Source organism: Sinomicrobium halophytocola (assembly GCF_052983395.1).
Genome location: NZ_JBRKIT010000016.1, coordinates 1 through 15,269, shown reverse-complemented (window position 1 = coordinate 15,269; position 15,269 = coordinate 1). Strand labels below are relative to the sequence as shown.

Annotated in this window: 18 protein-coding genes; 13 read left to right on the top strand and 5 right to left on the bottom strand. The window is 35.3% G+C overall.

What is annotated here, in order from left to right; translation table 11 throughout:
- Window positions 1-244: 244 nt before the first annotated feature.
- Complete coding sequence (locus ACVBDY_RS05860) at window positions 245-886, bottom strand: DNA alkylation repair protein (protein ID WP_447174532.1); 642 nt, start codon at window positions 884-886, stop codon at window positions 245-247.
- A 182-nt stretch (window positions 887-1,068) separates the two neighbouring features.
- Entirely contained in the window at window positions 1,069-1,971 is a 903-nt protein-coding gene (locus tag ACVBDY_RS05855; RefSeq protein WP_447174531.1) for a DUF5694 domain-containing protein, read from the bottom strand.
- 515 nt (window positions 1,972-2,486) lie between these two features.
- Here ACVBDY_RS05855 and ACVBDY_RS05850 point away from each other — a divergent pair.
- Window positions 2,487-3,092 (top strand): FEKKY domain-containing protein, encoded by a 606-nt coding sequence (locus ACVBDY_RS05850; protein WP_447174530.1) that lies wholly within the window; start codon window positions 2,487-2,489, stop codon window positions 3,090-3,092.
- A 224-nt stretch (window positions 3,093-3,316) separates the two neighbouring features.
- Complete coding sequence (locus tag ACVBDY_RS05845) at window positions 3,317-4,282, top strand: SRPBCC family protein (protein WP_447174529.1); 966 nt, start codon at window positions 3,317-3,319, stop codon at window positions 4,280-4,282.
- Between the two features lie 174 nt (window positions 4,283-4,456).
- Here ACVBDY_RS05845 and ACVBDY_RS05840 read toward each other — a convergent pair whose 3' ends face one another.
- Window positions 4,457-4,663 carry a hypothetical protein gene (locus ACVBDY_RS05840; protein ID WP_072319365.1) on the bottom strand — a complete coding sequence of 69 codons (207 nt, stop codon included), beginning with the start codon at window positions 4,661-4,663 and terminating at the stop codon, window positions 4,457-4,459.
- 149 nt (window positions 4,664-4,812) lie between these two features.
- Between ACVBDY_RS05840 and ACVBDY_RS05835 the strand changes: the two genes are divergently transcribed.
- The 9 genes from ACVBDY_RS05835 (at window position 4,813) to ACVBDY_RS05795 (ending at window position 10,674) form a co-directional block, all read left to right on the top strand.
- The gene (locus tag ACVBDY_RS05835) at window positions 4,813-5,295 is read left to right on the top strand and encodes an FEKKY domain-containing protein (RefSeq protein ID WP_447174528.1); all 483 of its coding nucleotides are present in this window, start codon (window positions 4,813-4,815) and stop codon (window positions 5,293-5,295) included.
- A gap of 72 nt (window positions 5,296-5,367) precedes the next feature.
- On the top strand, window positions 5,368-5,724 hold the full coding sequence (locus tag ACVBDY_RS05830) for a DUF2185 domain-containing protein (protein ID WP_447174527.1): 357 nt from the start codon (window positions 5,368-5,370) through the stop codon (window positions 5,722-5,724).
- Window positions 5,725-5,775: 51 nt separating this feature from the next.
- The gene (locus ACVBDY_RS05825; RefSeq protein WP_447174526.1) at window positions 5,776-6,417 is read left to right on the top strand and encodes a hypothetical protein; all 642 of its coding nucleotides are present in this window, start codon (window positions 5,776-5,778) and stop codon (window positions 6,415-6,417) included.
- An 82-nt stretch (window positions 6,418-6,499) separates the two neighbouring features.
- The gene (lepB, locus tag ACVBDY_RS05820) at window positions 6,500-7,180 is read left to right on the top strand and encodes a signal peptidase I (protein WP_447174525.1); all 681 of its coding nucleotides are present in this window, start codon (window positions 6,500-6,502) and stop codon (window positions 7,178-7,180) included.
- 170 nt (window positions 7,181-7,350) lie between these two features.
- Window positions 7,351-7,554 carry a hypothetical protein gene (locus ACVBDY_RS05815; protein WP_447174524.1) on the top strand — a complete coding sequence of 68 codons (204 nt, stop codon included), beginning with the start codon at window positions 7,351-7,353 and terminating at the stop codon, window positions 7,552-7,554.
- A 345-nt stretch (window positions 7,555-7,899) separates the two neighbouring features.
- Window positions 7,900-8,874, top strand: coding sequence for a hypothetical protein (locus ACVBDY_RS05810; RefSeq protein WP_447174523.1), 975 nt, complete (start codon window positions 7,900-7,902; stop codon window positions 8,872-8,874).
- 170 nt (window positions 8,875-9,044) lie between these two features.
- Window positions 9,045-9,461, top strand: a complete 417-nt coding sequence (locus ACVBDY_RS05805) for a hypothetical protein (RefSeq protein ID WP_447174522.1) — start codon at window positions 9,045-9,047, stop codon at window positions 9,459-9,461.
- Between the two features lie 269 nt (window positions 9,462-9,730).
- Window positions 9,731-10,195 carry a hypothetical protein gene (locus ACVBDY_RS05800; protein WP_447174521.1) on the top strand — a complete coding sequence of 155 codons (465 nt, stop codon included), beginning with the start codon at window positions 9,731-9,733 and terminating at the stop codon, window positions 10,193-10,195.
- A 290-nt stretch (window positions 10,196-10,485) separates the two neighbouring features.
- A complete protein-coding gene (locus ACVBDY_RS05795; RefSeq protein ID WP_447174520.1) occupies window positions 10,486-10,674 on the top strand; it encodes a hypothetical protein in 189 nt (62 codons plus the stop codon).
- 236 nt (window positions 10,675-10,910) lie between these two features.
- Here the strand turns inward: ACVBDY_RS05795 and ACVBDY_RS05790 are convergent, their stop codons facing one another.
- Window positions 10,911-11,117, bottom strand: coding sequence for a hypothetical protein (locus ACVBDY_RS05790; protein ID WP_447174519.1), 207 nt, complete (start codon window positions 11,115-11,117; stop codon window positions 10,911-10,913).
- A gap of 380 nt (window positions 11,118-11,497) precedes the next feature.
- Here ACVBDY_RS05790 and ACVBDY_RS05785 point away from each other — a divergent pair, with 380 nt between their 5' ends.
- Window positions 11,498-12,160 carry an NERD domain-containing protein gene (locus tag ACVBDY_RS05785; protein ID WP_447174518.1) on the top strand — a complete coding sequence of 221 codons (663 nt, stop codon included), beginning with the start codon at window positions 11,498-11,500 and terminating at the stop codon, window positions 12,158-12,160.
- A gap of 137 nt (window positions 12,161-12,297) precedes the next feature.
- On the opposite strand, the gene ACVBDY_RS05780 is transcribed toward ACVBDY_RS05785, so the two are convergent.
- Entirely contained in the window at window positions 12,298-12,885 is a 588-nt protein-coding gene (locus tag ACVBDY_RS05780) for an FEKKY domain-containing protein (RefSeq protein WP_447174517.1), read from the bottom strand.
- 430 nt (window positions 12,886-13,315) lie between these two features.
- Here ACVBDY_RS05780 and ACVBDY_RS05775 point away from each other — a divergent pair, with 430 nt between their 5' ends.
- Window positions 13,316-15,172: a T9SS type A sorting domain-containing protein gene (locus ACVBDY_RS05775; protein ID WP_447174516.1), complete on the top strand. Its 1,857-nt coding sequence runs from the start codon at window positions 13,316-13,318 to the stop codon at window positions 15,170-15,172.
- Window positions 15,173-15,269 lie beyond the last annotated feature (97 nt).

Sequence of the window (15,269 nt, the reverse complement as noted above, 5' to 3'; positions counted from 1 at the left end):
CAAGACAGCACACCGTGTAGCCTTACCCAGATATATTTACCCGCTCTTCGAAGTGTTGCAAGCTCTGCGAACGTCTCCGACTTCGCAGCTTATTACACGTTAATGACAGGCCCACCAAGATTTTCCAACTGCGAAATCCAGCCGTTTTAAAGATCGTTTTTTCAAGTTTGTTCGCCCGGAAAAGCTGAATTATGGCCAATGGTACAAGCTGCCGTTCTTATCAAGCGTTTTGTACTCAAACTATTTATAAATTTCTTTTGTTACTTTCCATGGAAATAAACGCTGGCAAATACTCCGGTGTACACCCTTTTGAAACCATTTTACCTTTGTACAGACCCGTTTTTTCACCCAGTGTAATACAACGATTCCGGTACTTTTTTTCATAAACTCCAATCCAGCCTGCTGTAAAGTTCATTGCCCATTGGACTTCAGCTTCTTCTCTTTCTATTTGTTTTTCGATAACCGTTAGTAACTCTTCACTATTTGGTGGTGTTTTACCTGTCCAACGCAAACGTCCCTGATAATACCAATAAACTCGTCTTTTAAGTGAGGTTGGGCTTTCTTTCCAGGATGCAATCATTTCAATGGTCTTTTTGTCTTTGGTAAGTTGGTTTGCCATTAACCAGTCCATGAGTTGAAGTTTCTCATTTTTGTGGTGTTGGTTCATGTCAGCGACTAATTTGTCTATCACTGCTTCGGTTAGAAGTTTCTTGTCCATAATCAGGATTGCCAATTGTCTGGCAAAAAAATGTTTGGATGACCAAAGTTCTATTGCCAATTCGTGGTCTTTTTTTATGCCCTTGGCAAGGGTTCGTAAGTCTCCGAGTTTGGTACTCTTGCCGGTGATTTGAGTTCGTATTTTTTCTGCTTTCGTTGAAAGTTTCATTTCAATATGGTTATTGATTTAACGCTCTCTGTTTACGGTTGCTTGAAACGGGTTGTGGCTATGAAAAGTAGCGTGCAAGTACACGCAAACCTATCCGAATAGCCCTATTGGTTTTAAAAACACAAAAACTTTAGGTTAAGCCTTTAGAAGCTATTTTTTATAGCCGCTGTTGGCAATAGTATTTATTCCGCTAAATATTTATTCGCTTCTACGTATTCAAAATCAGGCGAATCATTAAATAATTGTCTCAATTGCCAAACGTGTCCCGAACCATAAAGTAGCAACAATCTTTCTTCCCTATCAAAATCTGTCATATCGTAAGCGTTAGCAAAAATTCTCAAATTTCTGCGGTACCATTTTCCAACAGAATCTGCTCCTAAATAATTATCGCCTGCTCCAATTATAATCGTTTCGGTTAGATAAGCTTGGTGATCTTTTAATCTATTTTCAAGATTGTTGACCGAAACTAAATGTTGAGTTAAAGTTTGAGTTGTTTTTAAAGAGTCGTAAAATTTATAAAAAGATTCATAATCGTAACGTTTTGCCTTTTCAAACTGTCCGAGTTCTTTTAGGTAAGCATCTTCGTTGTAGTTATCCCAATCCAATTCAACTCCAAACCAATCGGCAGAAGCATCAGAAGCGTAAACCTTTGTATGTCCAAGTTTCTTAGCGAGTTTGAAAGCAATTTGGTAAACTTCATCACTCTTATCATCAATAGTGAAATTCCCATTAACATATTTTTGATATCGGTCAGTAAGGATACTGTCCGCTTCAACTCTGCTGGATTCCACAAGTATTTTAGTTGGTTTGTATTTTACCATCTTGTCTAAAAGTACATCCAATTCCTTTTGTCTTTTATCTTCTAAGATATCAAAATCAAATTTTCTTTTGTAGCTATCCAAATTTGGATTACTGAAATGAAAAACACCTAAAACCATCGCTTTCGCTTTGTGTTTTCCGATAAATTCATTTGGTTCATCAACGAAATTCGATTTCTGATTAATTTCATCAACGTTTTTGTCCGATTTTTTGTTGCAAGAAATAAAAATCGATAGTATTGTTATTCCAAAAATTAGTTTTTTCATCAATTATAATTGGTTTGCTTTAAATCTTAAATTTAAGCTATTGTTTTGGTATGTCTAATATTGTTTCCAACTCATAAATATACACAATACTACAACCTATTTCTTGTTTTTTCAAAACGTACACTCTTACAATATACGATTAACATACAAGATGTTATATAAAATTATACTGATACGCGTTTTGTATTGCCAGGGATAAACATACGGTTAATGATTTATACCTGTTTACGGTAATCCACATTGCATGGGCGCAACTTTTTTATTTCTTTGAGGGGAGCAAACAGGTTTAAGGACGTTATACCAGCTTAAATTTAACCATTGCAAATACAACACCACTTATGAAACGGAAAAAGGAAGCATTTGGTTATCTATAGATCACGATGGCGTGCTTAGCTGTTTTGTACGGTTCTCGTATTTTGATAAGATTAATGGTAAAATAATAAGAGTATAGGCTATGGATGATCTTTAATCCCTTCTGAAGGAGAAATTGTGTATATTTATGTATTGTACAACATATGAAAAAACTTATCCTGACCATATTATTTCTGAATTCAATCATCGGGGTTTCACAAAATGAAAAGGCAAATGAAGTTCTGATCAAAGGAATTGTATTATCGGAAGTAAACGAAAAACCTCTTGAGAATGTTTATGTAAGTTACAAATCAAGATACCAATTTTCAGCAACTGACAAAAACGGAAATTTTAATTACAAATACGCTATTCGAGACATAGATAGTTTGGAAACTATTGAATTAACAGCTTTGGGATATGAAAATCTTGATACAATAATACGAGTTGACAAACCAAAGGAATATGTGTTTGAATTTGTTATGAAACCAAGATTTGGCCTGAGCCGGGAAAAAGCACTTAAAGACATAAAAAACGGAGAAGTAAACATATTGGAATCAAGTGGAATCGCACCTGTATTTTATAAATCGGACACAAGGTTTGCGAAAAAATATAAAGTAAATTTTATTGAATACGGATGCGAAGGTGTGGCTTGGGAAAGTCTTTATGAATATAACCGAACCGTTTTCGAATACCTGGACAAAAAGTACGGAAAAAAATGGAGGAAAAAGATTCGAAAAGATATTGTGGGACTTAAAGAAGAAAATGAATAACCCCCCGGCTCTCCGAAGTGTGATATGCTGTGCGAATGTATCTGACTTCGCAGCCCACTGCACATCCATAACAGGCCAAGGCATCAAGCCCCACTATGAGGGGCCGGCCGGCTCTCATTTGAGTACAACGGAAGAATTACTCACGTCCGTGCGAAACCGAAAAATCAGTACCTTAACCCCGTAGTAACTAACGGGATGTATCCGGTATTTGACCAAACGAAACAATGAGACGACTATTAAACAAAATACTACCGGCAAACGACAATAAAAGAAAATGGGTCGCAATTGGTATAACCAGCCTGATTTCCGGGCTTTTTACTGTTTGGGGAATATACGGTTTCCAACAATATGGATTTGCACTATTCATTTTAATACCCGTTTTTATCGGTTTCGGATCGTCTGTTTTATATGGGCTAAAACACAAGCTAACGTACATCCAATCGTACCAAATCGGATTTTTAACCCTCGGGGTTTACCTGCTCGGACTTGTGGTCTTTGCCATTGAAGGCCTTATATGTATTGTAATGCTCTTACCTCTCGGACTTCTTCTCACTTGGGCCGGAAGTTCCATCGGTTACGCCCTTTTGAAGAAGATTCCAAACAAAGCTCCGACGACATTAATGATCTTAACAGGACTTATTCCTATAACAAACTTTGTGGAAAAAGATACTAAACCTGATGTATCGGAAGTCGTTTCATCCATAGAAATTCAAGCCGACATACAAACGGTTTGGAGTAATGTCATTGAGTTTCCGCAATTAGATGATCCAACCGAATTTATATTTAAAACAGGAATCGCATATCCGGTAAATGCAAAAATTGACGGAACAGGGATCGGGGCGATAAGACATTGCAATTTTACAACAGGAAGTTTTATAGAACCAATAACCGTTTGGGACCAACCGGAATTATTAAAGTTCGACGTGTTGGAACAACCCGAACCCATGGAAGAATTAAGTTTTTGGAACGTTGATGCACCTCATTTACACGATTATTTTGTCTCCAGGCAAGGACAGTTTAAGCTGACCGAGTTACCAAACGGAAATACACTTCTGGAAGGAACTACCTGGTATTATCATAACATCAGGCCTGAATTTTATTGGCGATTATGGAGCAATTACATCGTACATAAAATTCACAACCGGGTTTTAGAGCACATAAAGAAAAATGCAGAACACGAAACCAAATGAAGTTCATATTCCTAAAATACCCCAACTCGTCCTCGTTTGAGCACTGCGGAAACGAGGGCCCATCGTAGAATGCGTTTATAACGCACGAAAAGGTTATGCTAAGGCAGTACTGTTTGCCTCCTCTTCGCATAACCTTAATAGCATATTGGCAATCCGGGAAAAATACAGGCTATATCACCCGGTATGACATGCTTCTGAGCAATAATAGCATCCGTTTACCCGAGTGTAATGTTTCTCTGCCTCTTTTACAGCACTTTTACAATCGCTATGGTAGCCTAGATAAATCCTGTTTTCTTCGAAAGGTAACCAATTACAACCCTCTTTGTGTACTTCATGGTCCCCATTGGACTGGGCATTTTTGTTTACATAATACTTTGGCATGGTTTTGTTTTTTAAAGTTTACGATCAAACATAAAATTATTCTGTTACACTTCTTTACGGGAATCCACATCGTTATTATTTTTGACATGAAATTTCCATTGTTATAAAACCGTTATGGCAGCCATGAGAGGGCCAAACAGGAATCTGTTATGGATTGTGTATATTTGGGTACCAAGCAATATGTTAAAATGAAAAATAGCGTTCCTGTATTCCTGTACTTTTTAGCTTTGGCTACTTTTGGGCAAACGCCCGGAGCCAACAGCCCAACCGTATTAGAAAAGCCGGAAGAACAAGCTGCGGAGCAACGCCATAATGCCGGGCCATCGTCGTTGACATTTGTATCGGATGAAAACAAAGCCAGGCAACTGGCGGAATCCGATATAAAAAACGGAACTCCCTTCCTGTTGCTTATGGGAGGCATTGCCCCGGTAATCGTAGAAACCGACCCTCAATTTGAAAAAAAATACGGCGTGCTTTTTTATGAATACGGCTGTACCGGCCCGGAGGATAAAATTTTGACTGCCTATAACGAAACCGTTTTTGACTTTCTGACCGATACGTTTGGTAAAAAATGGATGAGAGAAATACGGAAAGATGTTATAGGTTTAAAGGCCTGGAAAAGGAGGAGATAGTATTGTCCTTCCAAATTACTTTGAGCAGGGAAGCCGCCTTGTAGCCGGATACACCAATTGCAAACCAGAATAATGACAAAAAATTATAAGCTGAAAGCAGAACAAATAAAAAAATTGATTCCAAAACTAGGAGGATGTTTTGCAACCGATAAAATCACTGTTGATGGTCTTAGAGTAGGATATATGTACCGGGAGGAACCGGACTTTGAAAATGATAGTGGATGGAGATTTTTTTCAGGAACTGAAAGCCAGGAATATGTAGATGGCTTTAATAACACCGGAATTTATGAAGTTAACACCATTGCGAATTATGATACAGCTATAATTCCATATCTTCATTTCCCGGTGGAAACTGAATTGGAACGGAAAAATGACTCGGACGAATTCATTATCGTATCGGAACGTAACTCCGGAACGGGAATTGCTTAGCAATAAAACCTGTCGCTCTTGACATAAAATAATCCTGAAAATATCGGAATATTGAAAACAAATACCTTCTCAGGGCTGCTGCGTAAACAATTTCCACCCAATGTGGTTCTGGTTCACTTTATCCTGTTTTCCATAGCCGCTATAATTATTGTACCGCTTTTGTTTACGGAAGTTTTAGGCTCTAATAAGCTGGGATTTATAGTGTTTCTGGCACTATACTCCCTTTTTATTCTGGCCTTTACCCTATTGGCATTGTTCCAGTTATATTCATGGCATCTGAAAAAAGAGAAATGGATGAGACTCCTGCAAAAATTTAATCCTGTATTGATTGAAAACAAAACCGTTGTTTTTAAAACGGATGCTTCCCTGACCCGGTTAAAGAAATACGTCTTTGGAAACATCCCGACACTAAGCGAAATAGGGTTTAACCAGTGTGATATTATTAAAACGGACAGGTCTGTTATTATATTCGGTAAAGGAGAAAATACTGTTATTCCCAAAGGTAAAGGAGTTTACCATCCGTTTGAGATCAGTTATACGAATGAATTTTTAACTGGGCTCAACAAGGCTTATTTAAAAGAACACCGGGCCGATGCGTCAAACACCACATTTGAGTTGGAAGTGTCGGGGTTATATGGAGCTTTCGGGTTTGAAATGGTTATTGAAGATTTTTTGATTCACCCCCCGCTCTAAAAATCCTGTGTAATACAAAGAGCTCTTTACAAATAAATGATATATAAAATAAAACGTATACTAAAAACCATGCAACACTATTATGAAGAAACCGCTGAAAATAACATTAATAATTCTCGCAATACTATTCGGAATTTATACTATTCTTGGGCAAACTGATATGCTGAAAATGTACAATATTCCAACAACAGCGAATGAACCAGGAATTAAACTAAACTCGAAAATCCTGGTCTCCAATTTGGTGGATTATAAAAATGGTGATTTTGTATGTTATGGGTACAAAAATGAAATGCTGGGAAAACACATAAGAATTCATCGCCTTCTGGGCAAAGCTAATGATATCATAGAAATCAAGGACGGAATTCTGTACTTGAATGAACAAGACTTTGATGAAAATATTGAGTTACAACATTCCTACTCAATAGATTTTGAGAAATTTCAGGAACTTTTAAAAAAGGAAGTAATAACAAAGGATGTTCAGGCTTATCGAAAAGATGACAAAATGATGTTGATTTTATTGGACAAAATCGCTGAACAAAACGGATTATCAAATCAAATTAAAGTAGAACCGAAAAATCAATCGGATAAAACAATAAAAGAAATTTACAATCAAAATTGGAATATGGATAACTTCGGACCTTTAAAAGTCCCACAAGGGAAATGTTTCGTAATCGGGGATAACAGACACAATTCAGAGGATTCAAGGTACATTGGACTTATAAATGAATCGGATATTGTTGGAACAGTAGTCAAAAAATTGTAATGCCAAACTAAACATAGGAATGAAATTAACGGATGCCCCCAGCCGGTCCTCGCTTGAGCCCAGCGGAAACGAGGGCACATTGTATCATGTGTTCACTTCGATATCCCGATATCGGGATGCCGGGTAAAATGACATTCGTTAAAAACGAGCAGTAGATAAAAATAATAATTATGTTTTTATTACCATTTTTAGGATTTTGGCTAAGGTTTGTATTTGTGTTTAGGCTGAATTGGAAAAATATGGAGAATATACGCGATAAAAATAAAAATATTCAAAAAAGAAAGGATGTTAAAGCTGGTGCGATGGGTTTTATACTTATTCTGTTAATCCTTATTTTCTATCAGATCATAGCCGGAAAAATTGCTTTTTTATAATAGGCATTCCGTTTTGTAGGAGGCGAGCAATGTTTAAAAAGTAATCCCTGTTCTCCGAAGTGTCATATGCTCTACGAATATCTCTGATTTCGCAGCCTATGCCCTATTTATACAAAACCTATTTGGGTTACTATGTACAGTTGCTAATGTCTGCTTTTGGTGGGCATTTTTTGTTTTTACGGAAATCCGCATGGATAGTTTAGGGGAATTTCATTAATTTGGAAGAAGAACTTAAAAGCCATATAACAGATTGTAAATATAATGACTTCGATGTATCCACGCCTTTTGATAATCACAAAACAGGAATTGTCTATATTTATATGTTACACAATTTGAGATAAAAATATGGAGGAAAATAAAAGCCGGTTTAAGCTATCCAAAGTCAATTGGATTTTTGCTGGAATAGTCATCGGGATTTCTGCATTAACCTTTTTAAGAAAAGATGGAATAAATATATACAGTCTCGGGTATCTTCTCGGTTCCATAGTAACGGTGGGGTTAATTCCTTTGATTTTCGCTTTTTTAGTTTGGTTAATTCGAAGGCGGAAAGCATATGCCGGAACTTATACCTTCAATATTGTGCTAGTACTTATGTGTTTTGGAATGATTAAAGAAATAGGGGCCATCCGTAAAGAAAAGACGGAAAGTATGAATAACATTACCAAGTCGCTATCGGACTTCAAAGAGAAAATCAGTAACGAAGAAGACGCGATTAGTGCTTATGAGGAATTCTCTTCTAATGTTGATGAAAGTCTTTCAAAATTAATTCAAAACAGCTCTGGCAATGAACAGGAAGTTTACAGGAAACTTCAAAAGTTTGTAACTCTGAACAAGGAGAAGATGATCAATTGGGAAAAATCTTATGACTCTGTGATGAACCCAAGAATCCTGGACTATGCTGTTTTAAATACACCAGAAGAACACCGCTACCAAATTGCGGTAATAGAACATTATCGAAATCAGTCCGAATTGTATAAACATTTTTTTAATAATCGAAAATCTTTGGTAACCGAACTTTTTAAAAATATCCCTAAAGACAACCAAACACTAAAAGGGGTAGTTAAAGGGATTAATACAAAAGATTCTATTCAAAGGCCAGTCTTTATTCCGCTTATGGATACCCACATTTCATACAGCCAGAATTTGATTGACCTCTTGGCGTTGTTAAAAGAATATGATGGGAAATGGGAATACCAAAATGATGAACTGATTTTTGAGAATGAAAAGATGGAACAAAGGTATTTGGCAATAATTCAAAAGGTTGCAGAAAATGAAGATCAAATAAACGAACTAACTGACAAACTGATTGAGATGATGTAAAAAAACCGCTCTGCAAAGTGTACGCTGAAAGCGCTGCGCAATATAAAGAGGGTTTTAGATGATGTTGCCAGATATAAAAATTAAATAATAATTATTTATATAATAATCAGCTGAAGTAGGATATCGTATATATTGGGGTATTCTTTGTTGTAAACAATTAAATCGAATCGATGAATAAATCAATAATTTTAGTATTCACGCTAATAATTAGCATGAGCTCGTTCGGACAAATTACTAATGAATCTGAACTGACTGGCAAATGGAAAGTTGCTAAAATCCTTGAAAAAACTTCCGATCCGGAATTTAAACCTTTAATAGATGGATTTGAAAAGTCAACTTTTATTTTCAAAGAGAACCGGGATTTTAAACTAACCACAACTAATAGTTCTGAACTATTTAAAATGATGATGACTGAAGTTCTGAACGAAACTAAATGGAAATTTGTAAAAGACAAGCAGCTAATAAAAATCGGAAATCAGGAAGATGGATATACTGCGATGGGAATTTTAATCAATAAGGATAATGAAAATCTATTATTTCATATAGATGAAAGTGGATTGACCTTTCTAATGAAAAAAACTGAATAAAATTTGTTTACAATAACTAAGCGTTCATGTGACCGATAGGGCCTAACATGAACGCAGTGTTGACCGAATTGCTCTTACTATGGAAGTAGCAAAAAGTTTTGTAGGTAATGTTGAGTCGTTTATTCAAGGCCAAACCACGACAGGATATGTTTAAGATTGAAAGTCATTACAGTCTTTAAAGAAAATGGCAAATCAGGGAGAATGAGTATGGAGGTTGTGAAAGTGGGGCAGTTGAGGCTGGAGAAATTTAAATAAACATTAAGAATTATATGGATAGTAAATTAAAAACTTTTTTGACTTCATCCTTTATGTGCTTAATATTTATGTCATGTGATTTTATAAATCTTAAACAAAAGGATGGCATGGAGAATGATATTCTAAAAAACATTCATATTAAGGGTATAATAATCAATAGAGATGGGAAAACAGAAATTAAAACGACAGATGAAATTTTAATAAAGGATGTAGAGACAAGCTTATCAAGGATTGACTCAACTGATTTGATAAAAGGTAAAAGACTTCATGGAGCCAAAAATTTATTTGATGTTATTTTGAAAACAAAAGAGGATGATATATGGCTTCTTTTTAAGGAACATAAAGAAGAAGGAATAACGGTAGATATTTTTAGGCGATCCGGGCAAGATAATTTTAATTATTCATTGGGACGTTTATATAATGCAACATCATACTACGAATTGTTTAAACAGGTTGAAGGAAGAAAAAGGGAGAGATAGTGAGAAGTTTTTTGTCACTGACATCGAAATTTATTTTTTGATAAATGTGTTTTATTGATAATGTTGGCGAGATCCGGGCTTAAAGCTCATGCTCTACGAAGTGTTGCTGGCTCTGAATGTCTCTGACTTTGCAGTTCCACAGGCCAATAGGTTAAGGGCATCCAGGATCATATTAGAACCACAGCAGGTCAGTTTGCTGAACAAGCCATAGATGCACACTTTATATTTTATGAGAATGTAGTTGTTCCACAAGTGGAAAAAGAGATGAATAAATAATAAGAGAAATTTCTATGAATATCACCAAAATGGTTTTGGGTATTATTTCTATACTATTAGGAACAGCTTTGATAATAGGGTATGAAAAATTTAGGAAAGAATATGGTTCAGGAGGACTTTCTTTTAAAATCAGAACTGGAGGCATTGGTTTTGTAATGATAGGTTTTTATTTGATTGCCATAGAGTTATCAAAAATAATTTGAGTATGGAAGAATTTCTCTGAAAATATTCCTATTATTTACCCGCCCCCAACTGGTCCTCATTTGAGCCTGGCGGAAACGAAGACCCATTGTATAACGCATTTACTCCGATATCCCGATAATTATCGGGATCAGCACAGGTGTAACACACGAAAAAGGTTATGCCAAGATAGTACTGTTTGCCTCCTCTTCGCATAACCTTAATAGCACAATTTGCAATCCGGAAAATACAGCTTATATCACCCGGTATGACAGGCCTTGGAGCAATAATAGCCCCCGTTGACTTGGCGATAATACTTCCTCGCCTCTCTTACGGCGCTATGGCAGTCGTTATGGTTGCCCAGGTAAATCCTGTTTTCTGTTTTGGGCATCCATTTACATCCTTCTTTGTGCACTTCATGGTCTCCGTTGGGTTGGGCGTTTTTGTTTACATAATACTTTGGCATGGTTTTGTTTTTTAAAGTTCAGGAACAAACATAAGGGCATGCGGCCACACTGTGTTACGGGAACCCTCATTGTTGTTGTTTTTATATTTTTGGGGACAGGCTGTGCTTTGTTTATTACCGTACAAATGCTAAGCATATTTTACACGCTAAGGTTTTAAGAGACTATGCATGTCCGGTTTAGGAGTTCCGGAAACTCCTGACCAAGTGGATGCCAAGTGGATGCAAAATGAAATTTTATTAAATTACAGGCATTTATCCGTATGAGATAGGAAGTAATTAACCAACCGTAAGAATACATCATGGAACCCTGGCTTTGGCTTGTTTTGCTGATTATCGTATGTCAATACGTTTACAAATTGTTCAGTCCTCAAATTAAAGGAATGATCGGGGAGAAAACCATAGCAACAGTATTGACCAGGCTGGACAGCTCCCGATACAAGGTTATAAATAATGTGGTGCTAAACGTGCGGGGGAGGATATCACAGATTGATCATGTCGTTATTTCAGACTTTGGGATATTTGTTATTGAAACAAAGAATTATAAAGGCTGGATTATGGGCGGAGAATACGCAGAGTATTGGACCCAGGTTATATATAAACGAAAAGAAAAGCTATATAACCCGGTACGCCAGAATTACGGCCATGTTTTGGCTTTAAAACATTTGCTTAGGGAATTTCCGTATATCAAATATTTACCCATAGTCGTTTTTTCAACAAAGGCCGACCTCAAAGTAAATACAAGATCGGAAGTCATTTATTCCGTAGACCTCTTAAAGGTCATTAGAAAACATACCGAAGTGGTACTTTCCAAAACAGAAAAAGAAGCCATACATACAATTATAAAATCTGCAAACATCAAATCCGGTTATAAACACAGTAAACACATAAAATCTATTAATCAAAGCGTTAAAGAAAGGAAGCGCTTAACCAAAAAAAATAAATGTCCCCGTTGTGGAGGGGACTTGATCGTACGTAAAGGCAAATTTGGCAAGTTTAAAGGGTGCAGTAAGTTTCCGAAATGCAGGTTTACTACCGGGGTTTGATTTAACCCCACTCTCCGAAGTGTGATATGCTATGCGAATGTCTCTGAATTCGCAGCCTACACTGTGGCGTAGTTTTGTAAGCAATTTAGCAAAATTGACCGAGCCATAACTTATAGGTATTGTTTGTAGCGCGTTTTTTACTTTAAATGTTCAACGTCAGAACGAACTTTTTTCCGCCACTTTTTTCCATATTTTTCGTCCATAAGTTCAAAAATTCGTTCGTTATATATTTTTACGCATTCCTGGATTGGTGGCTCGCATCCAAAATCATAATATTTTATCCTGAATTTTTTTTCAAATCGGTTGTCGGTAGAGGAATTTGCAATTGGTGCAATTGAGCCAATTAAAAGTAATTTCGCCTGTCCGTTTTTCCAATCCGATTCCGCTTTTTCTCTGCTGAATTCACATTCTGCGTCTAAAGTCAGCGTAGTTTTTGTTATTCCGTCGTTGGTTTTGATTTCAAATACTTGGTCTTCGTATCCAAATGTTGAAATTTTAATTTCGTATAGTTTGTTAGGTTCGAGGTTTTCAAGTTTGAAATAACCGGAACTGTCTGCCATCGTCATTCTTTCCACAACCAATTTTTCGCTGTTCAGTTGTTCGATATAAATGTCGGTAATTGGATTCGAGTCAGTTATTGATGATTTGATTTGTCCATTAATTTCGATTTGGGCAAATGAAATTCCGTAACTCAAAATCAGCGTTAAATTCAGAAGTAGTTTCAATATTTTCTGTGTTTTCATTAAAACGTGCTACAACTCATAAATATACGCAATACTACAATCTATTTCCTGTTTTTTCAAAACGTATACTCATCACAATATACGATTAACATACAAGATGTTATATAAAATTATACTGATGTGCATTTTGTATTGCCAGGGACAAACATACGGTTAATGATTTATACTTGTTTACGGTAATCCGTATATTTCGCAATCTATGTTATGTAATCAATATACTACTATGTACTGCTCATTGCTGAGCTTCTTCCAAAACGGTAAAAACAGCTTTAATCTTTTTTTATCATTTTACGGAATTCCGCACACTGTTTTGAAAAGATTTGCTTATTTAGCTGAAAAGGCAAAATGACTAGCCAGGAAGTTTATTTAACACCGGCTCTAAGAAATTTATACCAACAAAGCTAAAGGGGAAATGAAAAAACTTATACTAACTTCATTAACTAATATTTTTTGTACAGTATTACTGATAGCACAGGATCATATAGTAGTAGATAAAGAAGTTATACTAAACACAGCTACAAATAAATTTCATGGTATAGAATATTATAGAGGTAGTGAAGGAGGATTTGTAAATCCATATGAAAATGATTTTGTTAATTCAAATTTGAAAGATATTGGGGTTGATTTAGTACAGATTAAAGTTCATCTTAAGGACATTGCTCCTATTAATTCAAACACAAATCAAGTAGAATATAATTTTGAGGTTTTAGATAGAGATGTAGAATTATTAAATAGTAAAGGTTACACTGCTGCTATACAGATAATGCCTGACAGAGCCTGGTTTCCATTTCAGCAATATTATATAGATAATAAAGATAATGGTGACTTTGTTTACAGGCAAGACGAAAATGGTCAATTCGATTATGGTTGGTGGAATTATAACTATATGAATGGATTACACACTATGAGCACTTGGCGAAAAGTAATTTATAACATAGCAAATAGATATAAAGATAAAAACATTAGATTGATAATTTTTGATGAACCATGCGTGTATGATGATATAAACATAACAAATTGCACTAACGAAGAAGAATTTGCACTTACTTATGATAAAGCTGCCGAAGTATACATTAACGCAGCACAAGTGGTTAAAGGTTATGACAAACTGAGGCATATAAAAATTGGAGGGTTTGCTGGTCATAAGTTTCAAACATCTGTCTTAGCAAAAAGAATATTCGACAAAGACAATAACAGTTATGATAATCTTGATTTTATTGCAATGAATATTTTTTTGGGTAAAACAAATGACTATATACGAAATGGAAATAACGGTATTCTTAAAGAAGAAAAACGATTTGAAGTTTTGAATAGAACTATACAATTTGAAGAATTGGCGAGTTCTACCTTAGATCAAAATAATGGATTCGCTAAAGAGTTAATGGTAGATTCGTATAATGTTTTCGGTTCTAGCGGACTTACGTTTCCCGCAAACAGAGATCATTTTGGAGCAATACACCAAACTTTAGCACAACTACATGCTTTCCAAGGAGGTATTGATGTTCTTTTAAAATGGAATGTAATAGGAAATTCTGGGGTTTTTAGTAGCGGATTTGGAAACAATCCAATAAATGAAAAAAAACCAACTTATCATGCTTGGAGGTTTATACATGATATTTTAGAATTAAAAGAAAACAATTCAATTGTTGAATGCCGAACACAAGAAGATGCATTAACAGAAAATGTCGAACATTTTACAAACAATGCATACGAAAATCATGTGCAGACTAAGGATGCATTTAAAGTTCAACCCTTTGCAATATTAACACAAAATGGTGGAATTAATGTTGCACTAGTAAATAAGTATGGAAGTGGTCAATCTCGTTTTATAAAAATACCATCTAACATGAAATTTTATGAAACATATAAATTCATAAACGATGAGAATGACACGGATTATAACAATGCTTTTAATATCCATAATACCGGTTTAATAAACGATGAATATTCAATAAATGTTTATTGCCATCCTGAAAGTATAACAGTAATTAAATTTTATGCGGATATCCCTCAAAATATATCAAAAAATAATTCAGATACATTAATTGATCTTAATATAGATAATACACTATTACAGGTAACATCAAATAATTCTGTTTATAATGATGTATACATATACAATTTAAATGGTGTTCTTCTTAAAAATGAGAAGCTTAATAATAATTTTAACGAAATAAACATAAGTGAGCTCTCCGCTGGATTATACATAATTAAAATTATAACTGATGACAATACCACATTAACTAAGAAAATTCTTAAAAATAAATAGAACAAGACAGCACACCGTGTAGCCTTACCCAGATATATTTACCCGCTCTTCGAAGTGTTGCAAGCTCTGCGAACGTCTCCGACTTCGCAGCTTATTA